The sequence below is a fragment of the Xylanibacter muris genome (assembly GCF_013166605.1).
Classification (GTDB): Bacteria; Bacteroidota; Bacteroidia; order Bacteroidales; family Bacteroidaceae; genus Prevotella; species Prevotella muris.
In genome coordinates this window covers 153,269-175,269 of record NZ_JABKKF010000005.1, presented here as the reverse complement: position 1 = coordinate 175,269, position 22,001 = coordinate 153,269, and the positions used below count along the sequence as shown (strand labels likewise).

Annotated in this window: 17 protein-coding genes; 15 read left to right on the top strand and 2 right to left on the bottom strand. The window is 47.1% G+C overall.

Annotated features, from left to right (window positions below):
- Positions 1-2: 2 nt before the first annotated feature.
- Positions 3-1,517 (bottom strand): TolC family protein, encoded by a 1,515-nt coding sequence (locus HPS56_RS07130; protein WP_172275471.1) that lies wholly within the window; start codon positions 1,515-1,517, stop codon positions 3-5.
- Positions 1,518-1,552: 35 nt separating this feature from the next.
- A complete protein-coding gene (locus HPS56_RS07125) occupies positions 1,553-2,425 on the bottom strand; it encodes a DUF8429 coiled-coil domain-containing protein (protein ID WP_172275470.1) in 873 nt (290 codons plus the stop codon).
- Positions 2,426-2,783: 358 nt separating this feature from the next.
- On the opposite strand from HPS56_RS07125, the gene HPS56_RS07120 reads away from it, so the two are divergent.
- The 15 genes from HPS56_RS07120 (at position 2,784) to HPS56_RS07050 (ending at position 21,941) form a co-directional block, all read left to right on the top strand.
- Positions 2,784-3,212, top strand: a complete 429-nt coding sequence (locus HPS56_RS07120) for a glycosyl hydrolase 53 family protein (RefSeq protein ID WP_172275469.1) — start codon at positions 2,784-2,786, stop codon at positions 3,210-3,212.
- 31 nt (positions 3,213-3,243) lie between these two features.
- Entirely contained in the window at positions 3,244-3,474 is a 231-nt protein-coding gene (locus tag HPS56_RS07115; protein WP_172275468.1) for a DUF4492 domain-containing protein, read from the top strand.
- A gap of 18 nt (positions 3,475-3,492) precedes the next feature.
- The gene (locus tag HPS56_RS07110) at positions 3,493-5,076 is read left to right on the top strand and encodes a cytochrome ubiquinol oxidase subunit I (RefSeq protein WP_172275467.1); all 1,584 of its coding nucleotides are present in this window, start codon (positions 3,493-3,495) and stop codon (positions 5,074-5,076) included.
- A 93-nt stretch (positions 5,077-5,169) separates the two neighbouring features.
- Positions 5,170-6,312 carry a cytochrome d ubiquinol oxidase subunit II gene (gene cydB / locus HPS56_RS07105; RefSeq protein WP_172275466.1) on the top strand — a complete coding sequence of 381 codons (1,143 nt, stop codon included), beginning with the start codon at positions 5,170-5,172 and terminating at the stop codon, positions 6,310-6,312.
- A 23-nt stretch (positions 6,313-6,335) separates the two neighbouring features.
- Complete coding sequence (locus tag HPS56_RS07100) at positions 6,336-6,971, top strand: lactate utilization protein (protein WP_172275465.1); 636 nt, start codon at positions 6,336-6,338, stop codon at positions 6,969-6,971.
- A 37-nt stretch (positions 6,972-7,008) separates the two neighbouring features.
- Entirely contained in the window at positions 7,009-9,252 is a 2,244-nt protein-coding gene (locus HPS56_RS07095) for a S9 family peptidase (protein WP_172275464.1), read from the top strand.
- A 76-nt stretch (positions 9,253-9,328) separates the two neighbouring features.
- On the top strand, positions 9,329-10,273 hold the full coding sequence (locus HPS56_RS07090) for a DMT family transporter (RefSeq protein ID WP_172275463.1): 945 nt from the start codon (positions 9,329-9,331) through the stop codon (positions 10,271-10,273).
- Positions 10,274-10,328: 55 nt separating this feature from the next.
- The gene (locus HPS56_RS07085; RefSeq protein ID WP_253952410.1) at positions 10,329-11,540 is read left to right on the top strand and encodes an MFS transporter; all 1,212 of its coding nucleotides are present in this window, start codon (positions 10,329-10,331) and stop codon (positions 11,538-11,540) included.
- 235 nt (positions 11,541-11,775) lie between these two features.
- On the top strand, positions 11,776-12,543 hold the full coding sequence (locus HPS56_RS07080) for a response regulator transcription factor (protein WP_253952409.1): 768 nt from the start codon (positions 11,776-11,778) through the stop codon (positions 12,541-12,543).
- 128 nt (positions 12,544-12,671) lie between these two features.
- Positions 12,672-13,418 (top strand): DUF1349 domain-containing protein, encoded by a 747-nt coding sequence (locus HPS56_RS07075; protein ID WP_172275461.1) that lies wholly within the window; start codon positions 12,672-12,674, stop codon positions 13,416-13,418.
- 157 nt (positions 13,419-13,575) lie between these two features.
- Complete coding sequence (locus HPS56_RS07070) at positions 13,576-14,223, top strand: DUF1349 domain-containing protein (RefSeq protein WP_172275460.1); 648 nt, start codon at positions 13,576-13,578, stop codon at positions 14,221-14,223.
- Between the two features lie 77 nt (positions 14,224-14,300).
- Positions 14,301-15,473: an MFS transporter gene (locus HPS56_RS07065; protein WP_172275459.1), complete on the top strand. Its 1,173-nt coding sequence runs from the start codon at positions 14,301-14,303 to the stop codon at positions 15,471-15,473.
- A gap of 582 nt (positions 15,474-16,055) precedes the next feature.
- Positions 16,056-18,116 (top strand): DNA topoisomerase 3, encoded by a 2,061-nt coding sequence (locus tag HPS56_RS07060; protein WP_172275538.1) that lies wholly within the window; start codon positions 16,056-16,058, stop codon positions 18,114-18,116.
- Positions 18,117-18,215: 99 nt separating this feature from the next.
- On the top strand, positions 18,216-20,273 hold the full coding sequence (gene porE / locus HPS56_RS07055) for a PorE family type IX secretion system protein (RefSeq protein WP_172275458.1): 2,058 nt from the start codon (positions 18,216-18,218) through the stop codon (positions 20,271-20,273).
- A gap of 126 nt (positions 20,274-20,399) precedes the next feature.
- Positions 20,400-21,941 carry a RapZ C-terminal domain-containing protein gene (locus HPS56_RS07050; protein WP_172275457.1) on the top strand — a complete coding sequence of 514 codons (1,542 nt, stop codon included), beginning with the start codon at positions 20,400-20,402 and terminating at the stop codon, positions 21,939-21,941.
- Positions 21,942-22,001 lie beyond the last annotated feature (60 nt).

Genomic DNA, 22,001 nt, shown 5'->3' with positions numbered 1-22,001 from the left:
TATTATTCGTTAGTTAATGTTCCAAGAGCCTTTTTTAAGTTTACATGGCTAAGCCGCACATCTATTTCCGCATCTATCTTCTGAGACTGTGCCTGCAACCATGCGGTCTGCGCTTCCATAACCGTAGTACTTGTCATAACACCTTCCTTAAAGCCAATATTTGCACAACGTAAATTCTCTTCTGCCTTTTCTATATTTGCCTGTGCCATTGACAGTTTTTTATTTGCTTCCTTCACTTTAAAGGAGCTCTGGCTCACCTGTAACTCTATCTTTTCACGTACCTCGTCAAGTTCCATGGCAGCTATGGCGGAAACACCCTTGGCAGCCCTTGTCTTATAAGACACGTCACCCCAGTTCAATACGGGAATCCTAAGAAGGACTCCTATATTCCACGCACCTCCGAAATTCTTTTGAAAACCATTATAAACATTTGGATTACTTATCGTATAACCACCCACAAGCAATACTTGCGGAAGATTTCCAGCCTTTATCAGATTTATACCTTGCCTGCTCAAATCAAGAGAACTTTCCAGAACTTTCAGCTCGGGACGATTTCCCATTGCCATTCCAATATCCGCATCTGTAACCGCAGGAGATTCCATTACAGATTCTTTTTTCTCATCTTCAAGAGTTATATCTTCATTTATCGGTATGCCACACAACTGACAAAGAAGCATACGTGACAAAACGAGACCGTCTTCAACCTGTGTGACATTCATTTCCGCCTCATTAAGCTTTACACTCACACTAAGCCCCTCGGAACGTGTGGCAACCCCTTCCCTCACCATCTTCTGTACATCGTCATAAAGTTTTCTGAGAAGTTCACGATAGCTTTCGGCAAGCCGTTTCTTATTAGTAAGCGACACTACCATCCAATATGCCTGGTCTATCTCATACAGCACCATCTGTTTTTTTGCCTCAAGAGAATAGGACGCCATCTCCTCACTTATACGTGCCATCCTGTTCATTGCCGTAATACTTCCTCCCATAAACAAAGGTTGCGATACGACAACCGCCCCGGCAAAGATATTGCGCGTATCCGTACGGAAATCATCGACGAGTTTCTGCCCCACTCCATTAAGCCCCTGCGACAACCCGTTTATATGACTGCCCACTGCGCCTGTCATCTGCTCCACACTTGAATTGAATGCAGCCAAAAGATTGTCGAGAGCCGTTTTCTGATCAGGTGTCATTCCTGACAAGAACCCCTGAAGGCCGGAAGACATTCCCGAAGTAGCGGACGTTCCGATATTAGACAAGGCTCTCTTCTGGTTATCATTAAGCAATGATATTTCCTTACTCGTAAACAAATATGACCCGATGGCACTTACGCGCGGCAGATATTTTGTACGTGCAGACTTTCTGAGCTCGGTTGCCACGCCTCTCTGCATATTGGATATACTTATTTGCTTGTTATTGGCAAGAGCAAGCGCACGACAACTGTCAAGGCTCAATATACGCGCCTCAACAGGAAGTATCGCCCCATACAAAAGAAACAATCCTAACACTTTTCTCATACTCCGCACAGCTTACTTAAACACTAAAAAGTATTTTATTTCAAAGAGAAGCTTCTCGAGCCTATCATGTTTCCGTCAGCAAAGATACTTACGGTATAATTACCCGCACTGAGGAACTCTGTCACTTTACGGTATGTAGTCACTGTAGTCTCATCACCGGTATATTCTATTGTCCTGTTCATCGAACACTCAATACTCTTATTCTCATAATTGAAGTATCCACCTCCTCCAAGCACATTTCCTGCAGGCGTCATTATACGCACATATAGTGTCCTGGCACCGTTGGAAGCTGTAACATTACGTGCAATGGCAAAAGAGACCTCCATACTCTTGCAGTCCTTTACCTTCTTTGCCACCTTGCCGTTGGATTTCTTTGCCGTCAGAGAAATATTAATGGCATCAAGCTGTGCGGCAATGGCCACTTTCTCGCTTAATGATGCCTTTTCGCTGCTAAGGCCCTCTATCTGACGTGTCGCCTCGGCATACTGTCCTTTCATTCGTGTATTCTCCTCTGCCAGATTCTGGTTGAGCCTGTTCAAAGAATCAATCTCCAGGACATAACTTCTCAATACGGCACGTACGGTTGCAAGCTCTTTCTTCAAGCGTGCTATCTCACGGGCATCATTGCTCTTTGTACGTTTCAGTTCCTCAAGCAGACGCTGTGTCTTTAGCTGTTCCTGTGTAAGCTGCTCTACAAGTGAGTCGTTGTTTATCTGTGTCTTCATCTCACTGTACTGACGGGCAAACTGCTCATACTCGTTCTCCATCTCTTTTCTGTCGAGTTCGGCAAGAGCCTGCATGTCCTCATTAGCCTGTTTCTGTTCTTTCAAACCAATACCAAGATAGGCCACACCGCCCAAAAGCAATAGAATAACAAGAATTAAAGGTATTATTATTTTCTTATTCATCTTAAATTATATTTATAATAAATTTAACCGTGCAAATTTATGACAATTAGTTGGAAAAGCAAAAAGTTTTCTCTTTTCAGATAATTTACTGTTCTGTTTTTTAAGATTATTATGGAAAAAGAGAACAAAATTATAATAAATAAACGTCAGACAGACTAATTTTCATATATCATAAATACATTGTATAAAAACACCCATTGCAAATTGGAAAATCTTTCCATACCCCGATTAGTCTCATCATATATCTCTCCATTTACCATGATTACCAAATTTTATAAGGTTTTCTTATTCAGAACCGACATATATTTTGTACTTTTGCATCATCAACTCGACATTATATAATATAAAGATATCTGCCATGAAAAAAATAGCCGGAAAGATTTTTCTTGCCATAGTAGCAGGCATATTGTGTATTATAGGATGCAGCAATGACACAGATCATCCGAAAGAACAAATTCCTGCCACACCGACAGATACGTCGACAGTCTCACAGGACATACCGGATAATCCGCCATATAACATGAAAGGATTTGCAAAATATGCTGATATCAGCTGGATAACAAAGTTGGAGGCTGTAGAAAAGAATTTCTATAACAAGGATGGTAAACAAAAAGAGTGTATGATGCGTATGCGGGAGCTTGGTGTCAACTCCATACGCCTGCACGTATGGGTGAACCCGGCAGAGGGTTTCAACAGAAAACAGGATGTGCTCGCAAAAGCGCTTCGTGCAAAGGCTCTCGACTTCCGCCTTATAATAGATTTCCATCACAACGATGCATGGACATAAAGGAAAAACAATCCTTAAAACCAATAAAACAATGCGGATAAGACATATTATATATAATGTATACAACCTATACGCGGACGGATTCCGTAACATGAGTATAGGAAAAACCCTATGGAAAATAATCATAATAAAACTTATCATCATATTCGCCATACTGAAAATATTCTTCTTTCCCGACTTTATCGGTTCCAACAGTAAAGAGGGGAATGAGGCCGATTTTGTAGCCACAGAAGTTATAAAAAAGAACACCATAAAGAAATAATCTAAAAACAATAATAATATGACAGACTTTCTATTAAACATCGACACAGCCGCAATCGATTGGGCAAGAGCGCAATTTGCGCTTACAGCCATATATCATTGGCTGTTCGTGCCATTGACGCTTGGCCTGGCACTAATCATGGGTATCATGGAAACATGCTACTACCGCACAAAAAAGCAATTCTGGAAAGACGCCACACGCTTCTGGCAAAAACTGTTTGGAATAAACTTTGCCATGGGCATTGCCACCGGAATAATCCTTGAATTCGAATTTGGAACGAACTGGAGCAACTATTCATGGTTTGTAGGCGACATTTTCGGCGCGCCCCTTGCCATAGAGGGTATTATAGCCTTCTTTTTGGAATCCACATTCGTGGCTGTGATGTTCTTCGGATGGCAAAAGGTATCGGCTGGATTCCATCTTGCCGCCACATGGCTGACCGGAATAGGGGCTACGTTCTCCGCATGGTGGATACTTGTGGCAAACGCATGGATGCAGTATCCTGTGGGATGTACGTTCAACCCGGACACCATGCGCAATGAAATGACATCATTTGCAGAAGTGGCCTTATCACCGTTTGCCGTCAACAAATTCTGCCACACAGTGACATCCGCATGGATTATCGGTGCATTGTTTGTTGTGGCTGTAAGCTGCTACTACCTCTTCAGAAAGCGTGAGAAAGAACTTGCAATAGAGAGCATCAAGATCGGAAGCATTGTCGGACTGGCTGCATCCTTGCTTGCAATACACACCGGTGACGGCTCAGCATATCAGATTTCAAAGGTGCAGCCGATGAAACTTGCCGCCATGGAAGCACTCTATGACGGAGGCACAGACCAAGGACTGACAGCCATTGCCCTCGTAAACCCTTTCTCACAACCGGAATACGAGAAAGGCGGTGAACCTCCGATGCGCATATCCATCCCTTACGCGCTGTCATTTCTCGCCACACGAGACATCCACGGATATGTGCCCGGTGTGAACGATATTCTCAAAGGAGGATATCCCAAAGCCGACGGAACAAAGGAAATGACAATGGACGAAAAAATAAAGAACGGGCGTCAGGCAGTGATTGCCCTGCAGGAGTTCCGCCACTTGAACGCCCTTGAGCGTCAAAACCAGCTCGGCGGTGACGGATGCCAGCGCAGGGAAGCACTGAAAAGAGTACTGAATGAGAAGATGCCATACTTCGGATACGGTTTCATAAAAGAAAAGTCACAGCTCGTGCCATACATTCCCCTATGTTTTTACTCTTTCAGAATAATGGTCGGTCTCGGCACTCTGTTTGTAGTATTCTTCATGGCTATGCTGCTCGTCGCATACAGAAAAAAGGATGTGACTGCAAAATGGATGCTCATCACCGGCATGGCGCTCCTGCCGTTAGGCTATATCGCAAGCGAATGCGGATGGCTTGTGGCGGAATTCGGCCGCCAGCCCTGGGCCATTCAGGACATGATGCCCACATGGGTAGGAGTGAGCAACATCGGTTCGGGAAGCATCATGATTACTTTCATGATATTCCTCGCACTGTTCACAACATTGCTTGCCGTGGAAATAAGCATACTTATAAAGGCAATAAAAAAAGGGCCGGATAGAGAATAAAGACAATGTATGACACATGTGTACGGCCATACATCCATCTATGGCGGCACATGTCATGACAATATATAAAAATCACAAAATAGAATAACCATTATGACATACGAATTTCTGCAACAATACTGGTGGTTCCTCGTATCACTGCTTGGCGCCCTGCTTGTGTTCCTTCTTTTCGTACAGGGAGCAAACTCACTTATGTTTTCATTAGGAAGAGATGAGGAAGAAAGAAGAATGATTATCAACTCCACCGGCCGCAAATGGGAGATAACGTTCACTACACTTGTAACGTTCGGAGGAGCGTTCTTCGCCTCCTTCCCGCTTTTCTACAGCACAAGTTTCGGAGGAGCCTACTGGCTATGGATGATTATCCTCTTCTCGTTCGTCGTACAGGCCGTAAGCTATGAGTTCCAGAACAAGTTGGGAAATATTCTCGGCAAACGCACTTTCCAGTGGTTTCTTATAATCAACGGCATCATCGGCCCGCTGCTTCTCGGAGGTGCCGTGGGCACATTCTTCAACGGCTCAAGCTTTATCGTGGAAAAAGACAACCTCATAAGCGGCATCATGCCTGTAATAAGCTATTGGGGAAACGCCGGTCATGGCCTCGATGCCCTTTTGAATCCGTGGAATCTTGTTTTAGGCTTCGCAGTCCTGTTCCTCGCCCGCGTTCTCGGAATACTGTATATTATGAATAATGTGGAAGACGAGAACATACGGTGCAGGGGAAGCGTGCTTCTTATCGGCAATTCCGTTCCATTCGTGATATTGTTCGTCGCCTTCCTCGTACATGTGTTCGTCAAAGACGGATATGCCGTTGAACCTGAGACGGGAGTCATCTTCATCGAGCCGTACAAATATCTGCACAACTTCACAGACATGTGGTATCTGCTGATAATCATGCTCGCGGGAGTGGCAATGGTACTATACGGAATCATACGCACGATAGTAAGCAAAAGCTATATAAGGGGAATATGGCCCGCAGGCGCAGGAACGGTGCTCACTGTGCTGTGCATACTGCTGTGCGCCGGATGGAACAACACGGCATACTATCCTTCAGACATAGACCTGCAGAGTTCGCTTACCATAGCCAACAGTTGCAGCAGTGAGTTCACCCTATACACAATGGCCGTTGTCAGCCTGTTCATACCGTTTGTACTGGCATATATAGTGCATGCTTGGCACGTCATGGACAGACGTAAGATAGACAAAAAGGAGATTTCCGAAGGAGAAGCTTATTAGAAACACAAAAGCACTTAGATAAAATGACACCGAAGGAACAAAGAAACAGGAAGCTGGCAGAGAAAATGATAAAGAATCTCAGCCGCAGACATATCGAAGCCTTTTACTGCGACACATCGGCAGAGGCAATAGAAAAAGTGAAGGAACTTATACCTGACGGCAGCACAGTGACGTGGGGAGGCTCGATGACCATACGCGACACGGGGCTTACCAAAGCCCTTCATGAGAAAGGAACATACAGGATTTACGACAGAGACCTTGCCGCCGACCGTGAAGAGGCAGTGGAGATATATCTGAAGGCATTCACAACGGACTATTACCTTTCATCGGCAAACGCAATCAGCGAAGACGGCGTAATTGTCAACATCGACGGAAACGGAAACCGCGTGGCCGCCATCACATTCGGTCCGAAGAATGTGATATTTGTCATAGGGCTCAACAAGGTATGCCGAGATTGTGATGCGGCATTAAAACGCGCGCGCTCTACAGCCTCGCCTATAAACACGGCAAGATTTGATATCGACACCCCTTGCCGCACAGACGGTATATGCCACAACTGCAACTCAGCGGACTGTATATGCAACTACATTCATTTCCTACGCAATTCTCCGCACGGCAAACACAAGGTGATCCTTATCGGAGAAGACTTGGGATACTGATACAAAACCGGCCTAAAACCACAAAATCAAACATTTAATGATATACAGACTTATATTTGCATTACTGGCAGTATGTGGAAACGCATCTGCACAAGGAACAGAAGAAGACTACAGGCGTGCTTTCTCCATACCGGAGAAATTCAGCGCCGCCAAGGTAATGTATTCCGATGTAAGGCCACAGTGGATTAGCGGCACACACACATTCTGGTATGTACGCAACACCCCCGACGGCCGGTTTTACGTTGCCGTAGACGCAGACAGGAAACAACGCCGAGAACTTTTCAGCCACACAAGGCTGGCCAAGGCTCTCGCCACTGCAACTGGCAATGACATCACCCCCGGCAATATTCCTATAGAGCATTTGTCCGTAAACAGATTGGCAGACACCCTACACTTCGTCTCTTACGGGAAACGGTGGATGTATGCAGTGAAAAGAAACCGGCTCACCGAACAGGGAACGGCAGGAGGCTATCACGGCAGACAACGTCATTGGTCGGAGCGCGATGACGAGAAAGGAGCAGCCCCGGCAATATCGCCCGACGGGAAAAACATCGCGTTCATAAAAGAAAACAACATCTATGTGCGGCCGACAAACGGAGGGCGGGAAATACAGCTCAGCTTCGACGGCACAGAAGGCAACTACTATTCATCATACATACAGTGGTCGCCCGACAGCAGGAAAGTGGCCGCATGTAAGATTCGGCCGACGGAAAAACGATATATATACTATGTAGAGTCATCGCCGACAGACCAGCTGCAACCGAAACTCCACAAACAGGAATACGCAAAACCCGGAGACGAGCTGCCTTTCAGGATACCGTGTGTCTTCGACATCGTGACGGGGAAAAGGCTGATTCCCGAAACAGACCTGTTCGACAGCCAATATTACCTGTGGGGGCTTTACTGGAACCGCGACAGCCGTGGCGTGACATTTGAGTACAACCAGCGCGGACATAAGGTATACCGTGTACTGGAGATGTCTGCCGAAACAGGGAAAGTACGCACCTTGATAGAGGAAAAGGCAGAGAAATATGTAAACTACTCGCGCCGTTTCCGCCACGACCTGCAGGACGGGAAACATATTATATGGATGAGTGAGCGCGACAACCACAACCATCTTTATATGTACGACAGAAAGACAGCCGCACCCTCACACCAGATAACAAAAGGCGAATGGTATGTGCGCGATGTTGTGCGCGTCGATGAAGACAAACGACAGATTTATTTCTCAGCAAACGGCATGCGTAACGGGGAAGACCCGTACCTTATTTATTATTACCGGATAAACTTCGACGGAACCGGCCTGACCTGCCTCACTCCGGCGGAAGGCACACACAAGGCATGGCTGTCCGATGACATGAAATACCTTGTAGATGTATATTCTATGGCTGATAAGGCTCCTGTGACGGTACTGCGCAACACTTCCGACAGCTCGGAGACCATGCCGTTGGAAACTGCCGACATCAGCAGGCTGACAGCTGAAGGATGGAGGCCGCCGGAAGTATTCGCGGCAAAAGGACGTGACGGTATCACGGACATGTGGGGAATAATCATACGCCCTACGAATTTCGACCCTGAGAAAAAATACCCCGTATTGGAATATATCTATCAGGGTCCCGGTGACCAGTATGTACCGAAATCATTCACGGCTTACAACTATTTCATGACAGGAATAGCCGAACTTGGATTCATCGTGGTGATGGTAGACGGCATGGGCACGTCGTTCCGTTCACGCGATTTCGAGAACGTATGCTACCGGAACCTAAAAGACGCAGGACTTCCCGACCACATCGCATGGATAAAGGCCGCCGCAGAAAAATACTCCTGCATGGACACATCACGTGTCGGCATATACGGATGTTCGGCCGGAGGGCAGGAATCCATGGCGGCCGTACTTTTTCATCCCGAGTTCTACAAGGCGGCATATTCCGCATGCGGATGCCACGACAACCGCATGGACAAGATTTGGTGGAACGAACAATGGATGGGCTACCCGGTGGGCGAGCAGTATAAGGAAAATTCCAACGTTGAGAACGCACACCTGCTGACACGTCCGCTTATGCTCGTTGTAGGGGAGATTGACGACAACGTCGATCCGGCATCGACCATGCAGGTGGCCAACGCCCTGATAAAGGCAGGAAAGGATTTCGACCTTGTAGTGATACCGGGCGCACGCCACACTATCGGTGAAAGTTTCGGAGAACACAAACGCTACGACTTTTTCGTACGCCACCTGTTAGGGAAAAATCCGCCGGAGTGGAGCCGTATCAAGGCCAGATAACACATTTGAGCATACACCAGGATGTATGCCGCACTCATATCTGTATTTTTCCTCACTTACACACAATACCATGAAAATGGGTATAAAAACAATCGGATACATACTCGGAGGCTGTGCCGCAGCGTCTTACGGCACAAACCCGCTGTTTGCCCTGCCGCTTTACGCGGAAGGTCTCTCCCCAGACACCGTGCTGTTTTTCAGATACTTGTTCGCCATCCCCCTGCTCGGGATTATGCTGAAGACGCGGGGCCGGAATTTCAGGATAAACCGCAAGGACATATTCCCGCTCGTGGCAATGGGACTGCTCGTGGCACTTTCATCGCTGACCCTGTTTGAGAGCTACAACTACATGAACGTGGGCATAGCCTCCACACTGCTTTTCATATATCCGATACTCGTGGCGGTGATCATGACCGCAGTGTTCAAGGAAAGGTTCACCCTGCAGACAGCCCTGTGTCTGACAGGGGCATCGGCCGGAATCGCCCTGCTATGCATCGGTGAGGGAGGCATTGTGCTCAGCCTCACCGGCACAGGACTTGTATTTCTGTCATCGCTCTCCTACGCCATCTACATGGTTGCCGTGAACCACGGCCGCCTCAAGGATGTGGCCACGCTGAAAGTAACGTTCTATGTCCTCCTCTTCGGCCTCGGGCTTTTTGTCATAAGACTATATGCTGGCAGCGGACTGCAGATACCTCCCTTGGAGAAGTGGCATCTATGGGTAAACTTCGCGGCACTGGCCGTATTCCCCACAGCCATATCCTTCCTGTGCACAACAGCAGCCGTGAAATACATCGGCTCGACTCCAACGGCCATACTCGGAGCTCTCGAACCTGTGACAGCCGTACTCATAGGCATAGCAGTCTTCGGTGAGAGCATAACCATACGCGAATGTCTCGGGTTCATCCTTATCATAACATCTGTAAGCGCGGTGGTAGCCGGAGGAAGCATCACAAAACACATTGTGAGAATAAGAAAACTGTTTCCACGGCTACCTGGCAAGCCACAATCTCGTTTATAAGCATACGAGCCTTGACAAAAGCCACATACAGAAAAAAACAAACACTATATAATATATGACAATGACAAAGGATAACAACATTCCGCAGGCCGGCAAGATGGCCATGCCTGTACTCATAGCGTTGAGTATGGCCCATCTTTTAAACGACCTCGTGCAGTCTGTGGTGTCGGCTGCATATCCCATTCTGAAAGCCGACCTCAACCTGAGCTTCGCGCAAATAGGCCTCATCACTCTCGTATATCAGCTTGCGGCATCGGTATTTCAGCCGGTTGTAGGCATCGTTTTCGACCACAGGCCCAAACCGTGGTGCCTCACCCTTGCCGCAGCGCTGAGCTTTGCCGGTATAATCGGACTGGCATACTCCGAGAGCATTGCTGCAGTACTCGTGTCAGTATTCACTGTCGGCACAGGCTCCTCCATCGTGCATCCCGAAGCCTCACGCATCACAAGTCTCGCATCGGGAGGACGCCGCGGACTGGCCCAATCGGTATTCCAGGTGGGAGGCCACATAGGCACATCCATAGGACCGCTGCTCGTGGCGCTGATTGTAGCCGGACACAGCCGCCACAACATTGCCATCTTTGCCGTATTCGCCGTAATATCATACATCACATCATCGCCCATACGGCGGTGGTTCGCAGAATTCATCACAGAAAGCCGCACAGGACACCGCGACATGAAAGTACGCGAATGCAGGCCGTTGCCGGTCAGCATGACAGTTCTCGCAATACTCATTCTCACCGTGCTTATATTCTCAAAATACATATACATGGCATCACTCACAAGCTACTATACGTTCTATCTCATGGAGAAATTCGGTGTTACGGTTCAGATGTCGCAGATTCTGCTCTTCGTATTCCTCTTCGCCACAGCAGCCGGCACACTCGTGGGAGGACCGCTCGGCGACCGCATCGGACGCAAATATGTCATTTGGATCTCTATCCTCGGCACAGCCCCGTTCTCTCTCCTCATGCCCCATACGGGACTCTTCGGAACGGCAGTGCTCAGTTTCTGTGCAGGTTTCGTGCTCGCATCGGCATTCCCGGCCATTCTTCTTTATGCCCAGGAACTGCTACCCTACCGTCTCGGCCTCGTATCGGGAATGTTCTTCGGATTCTCGTTCGGTGTGGCAGGCATAGCTTCGGCAGTCCTCGGAAGCTTTGCCGACGACTGCGGAATAATATCCGTATACAATTTCTGCGCATATATGCCGCTGGCAGGACTTGTAACGGTATTTCTGCCGGACACGGGTAAAGTGAAAGGCTGAAAGCCAATGATACATAGGCTTATTATCGGAAAAGAATAATCGCATAAAAAGAAATAATAGCAATAGAATATATTGTATATTAGCTATTTAATCATCTTTCCGATCTTATCCAAGAAATCATATCAAGCAATGGCTTTAACAATATTTTGTTGCGCAGTGCAGGAAATTTTGGTAACTTTGTAGCAAATTAGGTTAAATGAAACTACTCCGCAATGGTGTGAATAGGGAGCAATTCATGATGAAGCAAGAACATGAACTAAAATCGCTTTTGACTAAGCAACAGTTTGAGACATCGGACAACAAGGAGCTTTTACTTGCTCAGGCAAGAGCATGTGCGAACGGTTATGCATTAGCAACAGAAGGCATAGCGGTCGTGTCTGATTTTCAAAACAACGAATGCCATATTTATTCCGGGAAATTCGGCCAGACTATAATGAATCTCCCCAAATATATGGTAGACAGTAATTCTGCCTTTGAGGACATAGTATTCAGCCATGCAAAAGAAAATGAACTTATTGAACGCCATGTACTGGAGCTTCGTTTCTTCAATTTTATAAAAGAACTTTCAATAAAAGAAAAGACAGAGTTCTCTGCTTCATGTATCCTCAGTTTTTACCGGACCGGAGGCAATGATAAAGTCAAAATACTCCATACAACAAGATATCTCAGCTGTAGTGCCAACGGAAGCGTTTTACTCGGTCTATGCACTTACATTCCATACCCCGTTTCCCATAACCGACAAGATGGAATCATTGTCAATCTATTGACCGGGGAAACGGTCGGACGAGACATATACGAAGCTAATGACCGTAAAATTCTTAGCCAACGACAACTTGAAATACTGTCCTTACTGGCCAAAGGGATGCCAAGCAAACAGATTGCCGATAATTTAAACATCTCAATTTATACTGTCAATCGTCATCGTCAGGATATTTTAGCGGCATTAAAAGTCGCAAATACCGCAGCGGCAGTAGAAATTGCATTAAGAATGAACCTTATTTAATGTGCATGCCTACTTCATGATTGGTTAAAAATCAGTATTGCGCACATCTTGTATTCTATCTAATTTTGCAACCGTGAATAATTCACAAGAAAGTTGTAATTTAAATACAAAATCAAATCAATATCACAATGAAAGAGTTAGTATTTACCGCAATCATCGCAAGTATGGCAATTACAGGATGCTCTCAAAAAGAGTCGGAAAAAAAGACAGGCAGTTTTGGCAAAAAAGTTATGGCGAAAACCGTTGAATTCGCTCCATGTGACATCAATGTAGACGGAATCCGTTTTACAAAGTCTAAAAACGGAGCAGAGAATGGCATCACACTCGTGGGCGACACCATCAAATTTGTAGCCGGCCCCCAAACAGATTATTTTCGTTCACCGGACGGAAGCGTAGTTAACAGCTCTGCGGTCGTTTTCACAGAGGTTGACAATACCAAGCCTTTCACTTTTACGGCTAAAGTACAACCGGACTTCACCGAAACCGGAACATATTCGGCTGGTGTGTTATACGCATACGAGAATGATACGCATTGTCAAAAACTATGTTTCGAGCAGGATGAATATGGCGATCATCGCGTAGTGTCAGTTCGCACTATAGGTACCTCCGATGACAATAATCACCAGGTAATAACCGGTCCGTATGTTTATATGAGATTATCCTCCGATGGCACCACTCTTGGCAGTTATTTTTCAGAAGATGGGAAAATATGGCACATGGCTCGTCTCTACAAGAATGATTTTCCTGAAAAGCTGCTTCTTGGTCTGAGTTCCCAAAGTCCTAAAGACGATGAACACACCTGCTATTTCACAGAAGTATCGCTTAAGCAAGAGGCTGTCCCCAATTTTCGCATAGGCAAACTAAACGATGAATAAAATTCTTACTTTACACTATAATCAGACTTTAACAGGTTTAGTATCTCAACAAATGAACAGAAATCAAATTATCATAGCATTGTCTCTGCTTGCATGCACGCTATTATCATGTCAAAATGAGCAAAAACAACAATCTTCAACAACAAACAAATCGAATATGGAAAAAAAAGACACAATCTTAAAGCCATTTGTGGCGGAAAACTTGTTTTGGATTCGTGAACCCAAACAATATACAATCACGGACTCTTTGATTACAATCGTTTCAGAACCTCACACCGACCTATGGCAGCGCACCTATTATGGGTTCAGCAATGACAATGCTCCGGTGCTACAAATGAAAACCTCCAACAAGTTCTTTTCTTTCACCGTAAAGACATCGTTCAACAGTTCAGCCTTGTTTGACCAATGCGGTATTGCAATCTATCTTGACAGTGATAACTGGATGAAGGCGTCAATTGAATACGAGAACGAGGAATATCAAAGACTGGGCAGTGTGGTGACAAACAACGGATATTCCGACTGGGCCACACATGACATTCCATCTTCCATAAGAGAAATGTATTATCGTCTTAGCCGCAGAGAAAGCGACTATTATATAGAAACGAGTACTGACGGTATAACTTTCCACCAGATGCGCACATTCCATTTAGACAAGGGTGACGGAGAAATTTCATTCGGAATATATGCGGCAAGCCCTGTCGAACATTCATTCACCGCACAATTCTCTGAGATGGAGGTCGGAGAATGTAAATGGAAGTCTTGGTCAGCAGAAGACACAGGTTTCAAACAGACCGCAAACCAATAAACTACTATACAATGAAAGGCGAGCAGGCATCATTTTATTGATTGCCTGCTCAATATGATGTTGACAATTAACTTAAGATGAATATACTTCACAACCGACATAAACATTTGCTTGTCGCTAATCGTGTCGCCTTTATGATAATAGGTGTTCTTGAGGCTGCATGGGCACCGCTTGTACCATATGTCAAAAATGCTTTTGCAATAGATGAGGATTCTCTTGGATTGCTTATGCTGTGCAGTGGGTTTGGCTCTATCTGCGCTCTGCCGCTTTCCGGCTTTTTTGTAAATCGCTATGGTGCGAAGAAAGTTATTTATGTGTCAGGGCTGCTGATGGCATTTGCATTATTAGCGATAAGCCTGCTTATAAATGTGTGGCTGACAGGCATGATGCTTATGATTTTCGGAGGCTGCACCATAACCATTGATGTTGCGGCAAACGTGAACGGTATTGCCATAGAGCGCAAGACGGGGAGGAATCTTATGTCAAGCTTTCATGGCGGCTACTCGTTGGGCACACTGATTGGTGCCGGCACCATGAGCGTACTATTTACTTTGGGATTCATACCTAAATGGGCTGTCGTCATTTGTATGGTAGTCACAATTATTGCGTTGGTGTTAGGGTGCAAGGATTTGTTACCGAAAGAGGAACTTGAGACAGACACGACTGTTGAGAAACCAAGAAAAGGCAAATTATATATTCCTCCTATGGTTGTCGTGGTTGGATTGCTGTGCCTTATCATGTATGCCTCGGAGGGTGCGGTAATGGGCTGGTCGGCAATATTTGTTAGTCAAGAGCGTGGCATTGAAATGTCTATGGCCGGATTTTTCTACACAGCTTTTGCCGTAGCAATGACAATTATGAGACTTTGTGGAGACAAAATAGTAGATAGGTTAGGACAAAGAATTGTTGTGACCGGAGGAGCATTGTTTATTGCTGTCGGTTTCATGACTGTAGTACTTGTTGATAGCGCTGTTGCTGCTGTCGTTGGCTTTGCGATGGTCGGTTGCGGGGCCGCCAATGTAGTCCCTCAATTGGTTTCCTTTGCGGCACACATCAAAGGGATGGCCGTACATAACATTATCAGTTTTATTAATGCCCTCGGATATTCGGGGATACTCCTCGGTCCGGTAATAATAGGATTCGTCGGGAAACAATATGGTTTATATATATCATTTGTCGGAATTGCCGTTTCTGCTTTAATTGTCGCAGTTGTTTCGTATATAATATTACAGACTAAACGGACTATGTAAAAAACTTCTTGATTATTTGCTCTGATTCCTTTTTAACTGCTTCGACCTGTTCACGGGGTTGCCATTCCATGCCTCGGCTATGTGGTATCCAAACTGCTTGTATAATTTACAAATCCTGTTTTTTACATTTAATCACCGGAATATCATCCTCAGAACGTCATTGGCGCACCATAAAAGGATTGTAGAAATAAAAAAGTCCCACAAGACGTCATAAGCCATCAGCATATCCTTTAAGTGTATGTAGGCTAAATACAGAGTGTATGTAGGCTGAATACACTTTGTATTTAGCCTACATACACTTTTAACATTCATTATTCTGTTTTCGTGTCCGTCACAATCAAGGCTTGCGAACCGAATATTCCCGCTATAAACCGCGCTTAACAGTATTACTGACAAAATATACACATAAAAAAGGAGAAGCCATGCCGCGGATTATGTAGACGTGCTCCTGCACTTCCATCCGACATGAAGCGGTTCGAAGTGCCATTTTACTACAAGGTAAAGAACGGAAAGCAAAAAAATACCATAATCTGAAAAAAAATGAGTAAGTTTGCAGCCCGAAAACAACAAAGCAAAGATACAATGATTGTTTGCATAGCAGAGAAACCAAGCGTGGCAAAAGACATAGCACGCATATTAGGCGCCACCGCCGCTCACCAAGGCTACATGGAAGGCAACGGCTATCAGGTGACATGGACCTTCGGACACCTTTGCACGCTCAAGGAGCCCGACGACTACACCCCAATGTGGAAAAGATGGTCGCTATCATCGCTGCCCATGCTGCCCGCGCGCTTCGGAATAAAACTCATAGATCAGGATAGCATACGCAAACAGTTCGAGATCATTGAACAGCTCATGCAGAAAGCCGACAGTATAATAAACTGCGGTGACGCCGGACAGGAGGGAGAGCTGATACAGAGGTGGGTCATGCAGAAAGCAAAGGCCGCATGCCCTGTAAAAAGACTGTGGATATCCTCAATGACCGACGAGGCCATAATAGAAGGATTCCAGAACCTGAAAGACCAGGAGACATACCGCCCACTGTATCTCGCAGGACTGAGCAGGGCCATCGGTGACTGGATTCTCGGTATGAACGCCACACGTCTCTACACCCTTAAGTACGGGCAGAACCGCCAGGTACTAAGTATCGGACGGGTGCAGACGCCAACGCTCGCACTGATTGTCGGCAGACAGAAAGAGATTGAGAACTTCAGGCCCGAGCCTTATTGGATTCTTGCAACGGAATACCGCAATACAGTGTTTAATGCCACAAAGGGGAAATTCACATCAAAGGAAGAAGGCGAACGGTTCTTTTCACAAATAGCGGGAAAGCCGTTCACTATCGTATCTGTGGAGAAAAAGAACGGAACGGAAACACCGAAGCCGCTATACGACCTCACCTCGCTACAGGTGGACTGCAACAAAAAGTTCGGAATGAGCGCGGAGTTGACCCTCAACCTCATACAATCTCTGTACGAAAAGAAACTGACCACATATCCGCGTGTAGACACGACATTCCTCAGCGACGACATCTATCCGAAATGTACCGCCATACTCACCGGCCTGAGAGGGTACGAACAGCTCACACAGCCGTTGGCGGGAAAGCAACTAAAAAAAAGCAAAAAGGTGTTCGACTCGTCGAAAGTGACCGACCACCACGCCATAATCCCCACCGGACAACCGGCAATGAACCTCACTGACTTTGAGAAACACGTCTACGACCTCATAGCACGGCGCTTCATAAGCGTCTTCTATCCTGACTGCCGCTTCGCCACCACCACCGTAATAGGAAAAGTGGATGACATAGAGTTCAAGGCAACCGGAAAGACAATACTCGACCCGGGATGGAGAACCGTATACGAAAAAGAAACAAACAACGACGAGGAAGACACACGCAAGGATGACGAGGAGCGCACACTGCCGCCTTTCGTCAAGGGAGAAAGCGGCCCGCACACCCCCACCCTCACCGAAAAACGGACTACACCCCAAAAATTCTACACTGAGGCCACACTACTCAGGGCTATGGAAACGGCAGGAAAGTTCGTGGAAAACGAAGAGCTAAGAGCCGCACTCAAAGAAAACGGAATAGGACGGCCGTCGTCGCGGGCAGGAATTATCGAGACGCTATTCAAACGACGATACATCAAGCGCGAGCGCAAGAACCTTATTGCCACGCCTACGGGAGTGGAACTCATCGACACCATCAGACAAGAACTTCTCAAGAGCTGCGAACTGACAGGTATATGGGAAAAGAAGCTGCGCGACATAGAACATGAGAAATATGATGCGGCAACATTCATCGAGGAACTCAAGCAGCAGATAAACGAGATTGTAAACGAAGTGCTCTCAGACAACAGCAACCGCCACGTCACAATCATGACCGAAGAGGACATGAAAAAGAAGATGGCCCCGAAAGCAGCACAGACACCAAAAGCCGCGAAGACGGCAAAGCCGCGGACAGACACACCTGCGCAGCAAGACACGCTGTCACAACCCTCGCCTCTGACCGGTGCCGACCCATCCGGCAATCCGTGCCCGCTGTGCGGCAAAGGACATATAATAAAAGGAAAGACGGCATACGGATGCAGCCGTTGGAAGGAGGGATGCACATGGAGAATGCCGCTAACCGGAGAACCGTCGTGACAGAAACCTACATCCCTATAATCCGCGGCAGGAACACCGGTTACATGAATTTATAGCATCCGCAATAATATTAACACGCTTTCAACGTTATAATAAGGTATGAGAGAAACAACATCAGCCATAATAACCGTCATAACGGCAATACTGCTTGCCGGTTGCGGAGCCGATTCGTATATGAAGAAGGGCGACAAGCTATATGCCCTCGGAGAATACCACGATGCGGCCGCGCAATACAAGAAAGCGTATTCGGCGACACCTGCCAAGGAAAGAGGCACAAGAGGAATACGCGCGTTGAAAATGGCAGAATGCTACCGCAGGATAAACTATACACCGAAAGCCATCGCGGCATACAACAATGCTGTCAGATACAAGCAGGCCGGTACAGAAGACCTCTTCCATCTGGCAAAACAGCTCATGAAGAACGGAAGCTACAAGGAAGCGGCAAAGGTCTTCCATTCCGTTCTCGACAGCATGCCCGACCACAAGCAGGCACGCATAGGCCTGCGCTCGGCACAGATGGCGCCGAAATGGAAAGAGGCAGGCTCGCAATACACCATAAAAAAGGAAAATTTCTTCAACTCGCGCCGGGCGGACTATTCTCCGATGCTCGCAGGCGACGAATACGACCAGCTATTCTTCACATCAACACGCAACGACGCACAGGGCGACGAGCTGAGCGGAATCACCGGCACGAAATGCGGTGACATATTCGTCTCGCAAAAAGACGAAAACGGAAAATGGCAGAAGCCGCAGGCCATAGATACAGAACTGAACTCGCAATTCGACGAGGGCGCATGCGCATTCACGCCCGACAACAGGACAATGTATCTCACACAGTGCAAGACAGACCCTTCATACCCGAGATACGCCACAATATGCACATCCGCCCGAAGCGACGCATCATGGGGAAAGGCAACGACGGTGGAAATAACCAAAGACACTCTGTCAAGCTATGCACATCCGGCCATCTCGCCCGACGGAGAATGGCTTTATTTCACGTCAGACATGCCCGGAGGTATGGGAGGGCTGGATATATGGAGGGTGAGACTGACATCGAACGGCCTCGGAGGCGTCGAGAATCTCGGTGAGCCGATAAACACCGAAGGGGATGAGATGTTTCCGACATTCCGGCCCAACGGTGATCTCTATTTCTCCTCCGACGGACATCCAGGAATGGGAGGCCTCGACATTTATATAGCAAAACCCGACACAATTGGCGGAGGATGGATTATAGAGCACCCGGGATTTCCGCTCAACTCACAAGGCGACGACTTCGGCATGACGTTCGAGGGACTTCATAACAGAGGATACTTCTCGTCAAACCGCGGTGACGGAAAAGGATGGGACCACATCTACAGCTTCGTGAACCCCGAGATAGTACAGACCGTGAAAGGATGGGTTTACGAACAGGACGGATACGAACTGCCGGAAGGCATTGTATACATGGTAGGCAACGACGGAACAAACATGAAGCTGAGCGTCAAGGGCGACGGTTCGTTCGTTCACGAGATAAAACCCGGTGTCGACTACGTCTTCCTCGGCACATGCAAGGGATTCCTCAACCATAAGGAACAACTAAAGGTGGAACCGGTGACACAGTCGGAGGAATATGTTCTTCAGTTTCCGCTCGCATCCATCACCGCGCCGGTACTCATAGACAACATCTTCTACGATTTTGACAAGGCAACGCTACGTCCGGAATCTACAGCCGCACTCGATGAGCTAATAAAACTTCTCAACGAGAATCCTAACGTGACCATCGAGCTCAGCGCACACTGCGACTATCGCGGACCGGAGGCATACAACAAGGTGTTGTCGCAGAAACGTGCCGAAAGCGTGGTCACCTACCTAATAGAACACGGGATAGACAAGGAACGCCTCAGTCCCGTGGGCTACGGCAAGGACAAACCCAAGACCGTACGCAAAAAGCTGACAGAGACATATCCGTTCCTCAAAGAGGACGACGTACTGACAGAAGAGTTCATCAAGACACTTAAGCCCGAAGAACAGGAAATGTGCAACCAGCTTAACCGTCGCACCGAATTCATCGTACTACGGACAACGTTCGGGATGTTCGACAAAGACGGAAACCTGAAAAATCCGCCTAAAGACAAAAGCCGGGAAACAAACGTGCCGGAAGAGGAATGGACACCATAACAGGATATCACCACCCTACGACTTAAACACACTGCACAACGTCCGGACGACAACTGTACGCAAAAAGAATATACAGACATAATCAGCTGTATTTAAAATAAAAATTGTAACTTTGCAGACAGTATTATGCATAAGTTATTGGATTTATACAGACAATGGGCCGGAGCCGCACCAACAGAAACGGAAAAGCTCCCCGGAGCCGGCAGCAACCGTGAATACTACCGCCTTTGCGACAGCGAAGGAAGAAGCGTGGTGGGAGTAATCGGAACAAGCCGCGAAGAAAACCATGCCTTTATCTATCTGTGCAGGCATTTCTGCAAACGACGGCTGCCAGTGCCGGAAATCCTGGCGGTAAGCCATGATGAGATGCGCTACCTGCAGACCGACCTCGGCACAGTCTCGCTATTCGACGCCATATCGGGAGGACGCGACGCAGGAGGAAGATACACCGTCAAAGAAAAAGAACTTCTCAGGAAAACCATAAAGGCACTGCCCGAAATACAGATAAGAGGCTCAAGGGGACTGGATTTCGGAAATTGCTATCCGCAGGCTGAATTTAATACGGACAGCGTCCTGTTCGACCTCAACTACTTCAAATATTGTTTTCTTAAAACCACAGAACTCGACTTCAACGAACTGAAGCTTGAGGCCAACTTCCGTCTGTTCGCCAAAGACCTGACGGCAGAGAAGTGCGACAGCTTTCTCTACCGCGACTTCCAGGCACGCAACATAATGCTCGACAATCAAGGCAACCCGTATTTCATCGATTTTCAAGGCGGGAAAAAAGGGCCGTTCTATTACGACCTTGCATCATTCCTGTGGCAGGCATCGGCCAAATACCCGAACAAACTCAGACGAGAACTGGTATACGAGTATTACCAGTCGCTGAAAAACTATACAGAGGTTCCCTCGGTACGCCACTTCGTGGAAAGACTGAGCCTGTTCGTACTCTTCCGCACGCTGCAGGTGCTCGGGGCATACGGCCTAAGGGGGTATTTCGAACAGAAGAAACATTTCCTCGACTCCATTCCCCCGGCAATAAACAATCTGAGAGAACTGCTCAAGATGAACTGCTTCCCATATCCGTATATGATGGATATGCTGCGCAGACTGACGGAGTTGCCACGCTTTACACAAATAGAGACAGCTGCCGCAAACAGGAGTGACGGATACAGGACAACAGAAAAGAACATATATGCGGCACACCCGCAGGACGGACCTGCCACATTCTCAAAATACGACGGCAAGGGACCGCTGAAAGTCAGGGTGTTCAGCTTCTCATACCGCAAGGGTATACCGGAGGACAGAAGCGGAAACGGAGGAGGATATGTCTTCGACTGCCGCAGCACGCACAATCCCGGCAGATACGAGCCGTACAAGAAGCTCACCGGACTGGACGAGCCGGTGATACGCTTTCTCGAAGACGACGGTGAGATTCTAACATTCCTCGAAAGTGCATACAAACTGGCCGACGCACATGTCAGGCGATACATACAGAGAGGATTCACAGACCTCATGTTCTCGTTCGGATGCACCGGAGGACAACACCGCAGCGTATACAGTGCACAGCATCTGGCCGAGCACATAAACAGGACATTCGGTGTGGAAGTGACCGTATGCCACCGCGAACAGGGCATAACGCAGACACTGAAAGCAAAACAAGAATAATTCAATCCGCACTGATGACGAAACGGTGCCAATCTGTTTCCATACATCCATGACGGAAAA

What these genes read in the sequence shown, in the direction of transcription:
- HPS56_RS07130 (WP_172275471.1), bottom strand. Translation starts at nt 1,517, where the DNA reads ATGAGAAAAGTGTTAGGATTGTTTCTTTTGTATGGGGCGATACTTCCT.
- HPS56_RS07125 (WP_172275470.1), bottom strand. Translation starts at nt 2,425, where the DNA reads ATGAATAAGAAAATAATAATACCTTTAATTCTTGTTATTCTATTGCTT.
- HPS56_RS07120 (WP_172275469.1), top strand. Translation starts at nt 2,784, where the DNA reads ATGAAAAAAATAGCCGGAAAGATTTTTCTTGCCATAGTAGCAGGCATA.
- HPS56_RS07115 (WP_172275468.1), top strand. Translation starts at nt 3,244, where the DNA reads ATGCGGATAAGACATATTATATATAATGTATACAACCTATACGCGGAC.
- HPS56_RS07110 (WP_172275467.1), top strand. Translation starts at nt 3,493, where the DNA reads ATGACAGACTTTCTATTAAACATCGACACAGCCGCAATCGATTGGGCA.
- cydB (WP_172275466.1), top strand. Translation starts at nt 5,170, where the DNA reads ATGACATACGAATTTCTGCAACAATACTGGTGGTTCCTCGTATCACTG.
- HPS56_RS07100 (WP_172275465.1), top strand. Translation starts at nt 6,336, where the DNA reads ATGACACCGAAGGAACAAAGAAACAGGAAGCTGGCAGAGAAAATGATA.
- HPS56_RS07095 (WP_172275464.1), top strand. Translation starts at nt 7,009, where the DNA reads ATGATATACAGACTTATATTTGCATTACTGGCAGTATGTGGAAACGCA.
- HPS56_RS07090 (WP_172275463.1), top strand. Translation starts at nt 9,329, where the DNA reads ATGGGTATAAAAACAATCGGATACATACTCGGAGGCTGTGCCGCAGCG.
- HPS56_RS07085 (WP_253952410.1), top strand. Translation starts at nt 10,329, where the DNA reads ATGACAATGACAAAGGATAACAACATTCCGCAGGCCGGCAAGATGGCC.
- HPS56_RS07080 (WP_253952409.1), top strand. Translation starts at nt 11,776, where the DNA reads ATGATGAAGCAAGAACATGAACTAAAATCGCTTTTGACTAAGCAACAG.
- HPS56_RS07075 (WP_172275461.1), top strand. Translation starts at nt 12,672, where the DNA reads ATGAAAGAGTTAGTATTTACCGCAATCATCGCAAGTATGGCAATTACA.
- HPS56_RS07070 (WP_172275460.1), top strand. Translation starts at nt 13,576, where the DNA reads ATGGAAAAAAAAGACACAATCTTAAAGCCATTTGTGGCGGAAAACTTG.
- HPS56_RS07065 (WP_172275459.1), top strand. Translation starts at nt 14,301, where the DNA reads ATGAATATACTTCACAACCGACATAAACATTTGCTTGTCGCTAATCGT.
- HPS56_RS07060 (WP_172275538.1), top strand. Translation starts at nt 16,056, where the DNA reads ATGATTGTTTGCATAGCAGAGAAACCAAGCGTGGCAAAAGACATAGCA.
- porE (WP_172275458.1), top strand. Translation starts at nt 18,216, where the DNA reads ATGAGAGAAACAACATCAGCCATAATAACCGTCATAACGGCAATACTG.
- HPS56_RS07050 (WP_172275457.1), top strand. Translation starts at nt 20,400, where the DNA reads ATGCATAAGTTATTGGATTTATACAGACAATGGGCCGGAGCCGCACCA.